Annotated in this window: 2 protein-coding genes; one reads left to right on the plus strand and one right to left on the minus strand. The window is 28.1% G+C overall.

The window, feature by feature from the left end; all coding sequences use genetic code 11:
* A partial coding sequence (locus HMPREF1871_RS03505) for a leucine-rich repeat protein (RefSeq protein ID WP_066130130.1) occupies positions 1 to 1,434 on the minus strand: 1,434 nt, incomplete at its 3' end.
* Between the two features lie 356 nt (positions 1,435 to 1,790).
* Between HMPREF1871_RS03505 and HMPREF1871_RS03510 the strand changes: the two genes are divergently transcribed.
* Positions 1,791 to 6,121: hypothetical protein (locus HMPREF1871_RS03510; protein ID WP_198145758.1), on the plus strand; the 4,331-nt coding region annotated here is incomplete at its 3' end.

Raw genomic sequence — 6,121 nt, forward strand, 5'->3', positions numbered from 1 at the left:
TTTTTTATCATATCCTAGGAATGTCCATTTTCCTCCGTCTACTGATATTTCTTTTTGTTTTGGTTCTTCTGGAGTTACTTTTTCTCCTTTTTTATATGTTTTTTCATCTTTTGGTAGTAAGTTTGTTACTTCCACTGGTAAGTTTTTGCCATCTTCTGATTTGAAATTATAGTTTACTTTATAAGTATTTTCATCATAAATTGCATATACTATAATATCTTCTGTTACTTTTGTTGTTTTTGTAAAATCTTGTCCTGTTCCGTCTTTTTTTGTATTCCAGCCTTTAAAAGTATATCCTTGTTTAGCTGGATTTTTTGGCATTTGACCTTTTTCTTCTGTTATATTGTCACTATCTATATTTTTTCCATTTTCAACTTCTACTTTTTTAATAACTTTGTCATCATCCATAAATGTTACTGTGTTATTTTGCACTATGTTATAAGTAAAATATATAGATGCAAAGGGGCGTGTTCTTCCAAATTGTGGGTGATTTATCATACCATGTGAATCATAAAATAAAAATTGTGCAGGATATTTCCCAGCTTTTGTAATTATATATTTTCCATCTTTTTTAGTTAGAAAATTACAATTTTCAATTCGTGTTGGCACATTATTTACCATAAATCCACCCATGCTTTGAATATCACTTTCTCCAATTTGGTTTATAACAAAAGGCATTTTAAATTCACTTCCAACAGAAGCAGTTATTTCTCCAAAATTTTGATTATCAAAAGGCCCTGCAGACCCATATTTTGGATCATTTCCATCTATTTGAAATTTTACATTTTTAAAGTTTCCTTTTAAAACAACTTCTCTAATTTTATTATCTTGAAAGGCTCTATTAGAAATAGCATACAAATTATTATTAACTAAAGTAGAAGGAAGTATTACTTTTTCTATTTGATTACTTATAAAAGCTCCAGGAGAAATTTCAGTAACTCCTTCTGGGATTTCTAAAGTTCCTTTTATTTTTTGAGAGTGAAAAGCTCCATATCCTATTTTTTTAAGAGTACTTGGAAAAGTTACGCTCTCGATATATTCATCATCTGGCGTTTGTTTAGTTCTAACAAAAGCGACTTCATCTATAATTTCTATTCCTTCAGGAATAACTACATGATGATTTTTTTTAAGTTTTTCTTTTCCTTTAGCTGTAAATCCGCTCATAGGAGTATTATTTGTTCCTTGAGGAGTTTGTATGTCAACTCTTCCGCCTATAGTTTTCCCATTATTTGTTGTGAAAAAGTCGTCCATTTCCCAAGTGATTTCTTCAGATGAATTTTTATCTTTATCTGCTTTATTTTCTGTTAAAATGTTTTTATTATTTTCATCTGCTTTATTTTCTTTATTATTTGCTAAAACATTATTTCCCCCAAAATAACTTTGAGAAGAAAAAAGAGCTAAAATAAGAAAGGTTGATAAATATTTTTTTTTCATTTTTTCTCCTTTTTATATATTAAATATATATTTATAAAATTTTCAAATCTATTATAACATATTTTATATTTGTTTTTAAATCAACTTACATTAAAAATTAAAATTTTTAATATTTTTTTGAGTGTACAATTTTGCCCTTAAAGGAGGGCAAATAAATTATACTTAGAATATAATAAATAAAAATATCAATTTAAAAAATATTTCTTTAGAATAATTGAATATTTATCAAGATTTTTAAAGATTTATAAATTAAAAAATTTTCATAAAATAGTGTACAAAGTTCTAGGAATACTGTATAATTAATAAGAAATAATATATATAAAAATATTTAAATATTTTGTAAAGGGGATAGAGAAGTGAGAGAAAATAATTTTAAAAAAAGATTTTTATCATTCTTTATAGCATTTATTATGATAGTAGGGTTACTTCCTCTGCATTATATTTCTAATGCTAATGCTGAAGTAAAGACAAGTGAAATTTATCTTGATAGTGCTAAGGGTGATGATAATAGTGACGGTAGCAAAGACAAGCCAGTTAAAACTTTTGCTAAAGCACTTGAAAAGACTAAAGACGGTGATACGCTTAATGTTATAAGCCTTTCTGAAAAAAATATAACAGTTAATAAAAAAATAACATTAAAATTTATCTCTGATGTAACTATGAAGGGGACTGGAACTGGTATTGACCTTTCAGATGGTAGTCATTTAACTGTAGCTAATGGAAAAACATTAACAATGTCAGGCTATACTACTGCTATTAATGTAAAAAAAGGTGCAGAGATAAATGACGGGAATTATGTATTAGATAAAAATGGAACTGCTTTTAGTTTGGCTGACGGAGCTAAAATTAATGGTACATCTAAAGATAAGTTAAAAATTTCTGCAAAAGAACAAACAGGCAGTGGATTTTCTTACTCTTCTGATTCTTGGTTTATTGGGTGTACAGTTTATGTTGAAGGTAAACTTGGTTCAAGCGAACAATATTCAGGGCTTTATATGAAAGACGCTTCACTTACAACTAAAGATGTTTGGTATTATTTTGATCCATGTAAACAAAACGATGGAACATTAAAAGGGGGACTTCATTTAGATAATTCTGAATTTTATGTATATAAGGCAAAAGGGGTTTCAGGGTATGCTAATACATTTGGACTCTTTGGACCATCAGAAATAAAAAATAATTCGACAGTAACAGCAGATGGCTCAAGAGTTACGGTTTCTCAAAAATTAATCGTTAAAGATTCAAAATTTATAATAAAAAACAGTACTGATGGTGGACTTAATATTAACTACAAACCAGGAGAAGTAATTTTTGAAAATTCAACTTTTGAAACCACAAATATGCAATGGACACCTTCTTATGGAACAGGAAGAACAGATGGACCTTGTTATTTAACTTTTAAAGGAAATTCTGTAGTAAATACAGATAACAAAGATAAAACTGTTGATAATGGTGGAGCAAATCGTAATACTGGAAGTAGTTATGTAGTAACAGGTGGCTCATATTTAGTAGCATATGATCCAAATAATAACTATAATGTCACAACTCCAACAAATGGTAAAGAAAATGGAGATGAATATTTATCTTATTTTACTCTTAAAGACAGTAATATAAATGAATTAAAACCAATAAATAAAAATGGTCAAGAATATAGTTATCCAGTAGCTAAACCATCAAAGGATAATAAAAAACACGTTTTTGTACCAGGAGCTAAAGCTACTTTTAAATTAAATAATAATGACGCAAGTTTTGCTGATAAGACTAATGAAGATAAAGAGTTTAAGACAATAAGAGGTTATAAACTTGACGATGTTGTAGGAAACGAAAATCCTGGCGACCCAACAGACAAAAATGGGGTTAAATTTTTAGGATGGTACTACAAAACAGCTAAAGGCGAAGAAAAAGCATTTGATTGGAATGAAAAACTAACGACTGATACAGAAGTTTACGCAAAATGGGAAAGAAAAACAGTTATTTATCACAATGGAGATGGTAAAGACTATATATCTTCTGTAAGTAAAGATGCAAAAAATATAGAAGTTTTATCTTTTGATGATATCTTAAAAGAAAAAGATGATTTTAAAGTAGAAGGTAAAAAATTTATAGGCTGGACAATGGCTTCTGATGGAAGTGGAAAAGTTTATAACAAAAAAGAAAAAATTGACTTTACTGAAGGACAAAGTCAAATAGACCTTTACGCAAAATATACTGATGATGAATATAAAGTTTCTTTTTCAGCAAATGGGGGAACTTTTAGTGAAAATTCAATTTTTAAAACTCAAAAAGATGTCTTTACTATAGAAAAAGACAAAAATGGTGGTGATGTTGCAGTACTTAAAAAAACTGCAAAATACAATGATAAGTTATTTGATTTACTGGGAACATTTGACCATAATAATTTAAAACCAGATAAAGATGCAACAAAAACAGGTTTTGTAATTTCAAATTCAGATTATTTTTCAGATATTGCAGAAGCTGGAGGCAGTGGAATAAGATTTGATGATTATAAATTATTTGGTTTTCTTGATGTGAAAGGTAAAAATCCACAAATAACTAAAGATACAACTTATTATTTAACTTGGAAAGATGATCCGAATATTCCTAATGAAAATAAAATTTCTTCACAAGAAACAATTGACTCTGACATTTGGTCAGACAGTAAACAAACAAGTAAAGATATAAAAATCATTTCTGAAAATAAAGAATTTGCTTTAACAGGTGAAGTAAATGTTTCTTCTATAAAAGACAAAATGAAAGCAATTGAGGGAATGTTTAAAAAAGGAGAAAAAGATTTTGATAAAATTTCCCTAACTGGAGCAAAATCAACTTTTACTGCTACTTTAACTTTACCTAAAGAAGTAGAAGCTCCTAAAAAGTTACAAGTAGAAGCTAAAGGACTTGGAGATTGTTTTGAAGTTAGTGATACAAAAGTAAACGGAAAAAAAATAACTGTAACATTTAAACTTAAAGATGGAATGACAGATTATAAAAAATTAAAAGAAGCAGTCTTATCTACAGGTGATGAAGATAATACACTTTCAGTAACAGTTAGTGGGTTAAAATTAAAAGATTTTGATAAAATAAAAGACGGCGAAAAATTCACGATTAAAGGAGAAGTTAAAGGAGAATTTTCTTCAGTAGCAAAAGAAGAAGATACAATTAAAAAATTTGACTTTAAGTGGACTGGTAACCAATCACAAGAAGGAAAAGATGTTGAAGCAAAAAATGATTCTGCTATCCAATATACAATAATGGTTTCAAAACCCGTTCAATTAACCCTTGGTGGCGATTTGCTTGTTAAAAAAGTAGAAGAAGCATATAACACAGAACATGACATGGTTTATCCAGTAAACAAGGAAGACCTTTTAACATTTGACGGAAAACTTGATGTTTCTTCAATTAAAAATCAAATAAAATCTTTAAAAGATGATTTTGATAAAAACAACAATAATACTTCAAATGAAATAACAACTAAAGATGTTAAAAGTGAATTTATAGCAGAGCTTACAGTTCCAGAAGGATTAGAATTACCAAAAGATTTAAAAGCTACTTTAACTGAAAATAATCTTTTTAAAGTTGAAAGCACAGAAGCTAATGGAAATAAAATCACTGTTAAAATGACACTTAAAAAAGGCTATACTAAATTTACTGATTTATACACAGATGTAACAAATGTAAATGACAAATTAGATTTAGAAATTTCAAACATTAAAGTAAAAGATACAGCTAAAGGTAATTTAACAGTAAAAGGAGAAGTAACAGGTACATTTATAGGAGCCGCAACAACAAAAGATTTAAAAACAAAAGTATTTAATTATAAGTGGACTGGAAAACAAACACCAGACGGAAAAGACTTCACTCAAAGTGAAGATGATAATGACTCAATTAATCTTACAGTTAATCTTCCGCAAGAACTTACTTTAGGTGGAGATATTTTAATAGGTGATGATACTGAACATAATGCTCTTCATGGAGTAAAACGAGGAGAAAACCTTGAATATACTGGCAGACTTGATGTAAGCAGTATTAAAAACCAAATAAAACTTTTAAAAGATAATTATAAAGGGGATTCTGACACTATAACAACAAAAGATATAAAAAGTGAATTTATAGCAGAGCTTACAATTCCTGAAGGTTTAGAAATACCAGCTGATTTAAAAGCGACATTAACAGAAAATAAACTTTTTGAAGTTAAAGCTGGAGATGTTAAGCTTGATGGAAATAAAATCATTGTAAAAATGACACTTAAAAAAGACTATACTAAATTTTCTGATTTATATACAGACGTAACAAGTGTTCCAGATACATTAGATTTAAAAGTTAAAAATATTAAGGTAAAAGACGATGTTAAATCTGGGGAACAATTAACAGTTATTGGAAATGTAAATGGGGTATTTAAAGGAATAGCAACTACTAAGACTGGTAAAAAAGAAAGTTATAATTATCTTTGGACTGCAGAACAAATTGAAGATGGAAAAGACTTTTTAATTAAAGATCAAAAAGATAATAAAACAATTCAATACACAGTAATTCTTCCATATAAAGTAAGCTATAAATTTAAATCAGCAGACGGTAAAAACTTACCAGAAGAAGTAACAAATCTACTACCAAAATCATATGAAATAGAAAAAGGACAAACAGCATATATAAACGAAGCAGAAAAAAATGAAAAACTAGGATTTGAAGA

Source organism: Gemelliphila asaccharolytica, from assembly GCF_001553005.1.
In the GTDB taxonomy this organism is placed as follows: domain Bacteria; phylum Bacillota; class Bacilli; order Staphylococcales; family Gemellaceae; genus Gemelliphila; species Gemelliphila asaccharolytica.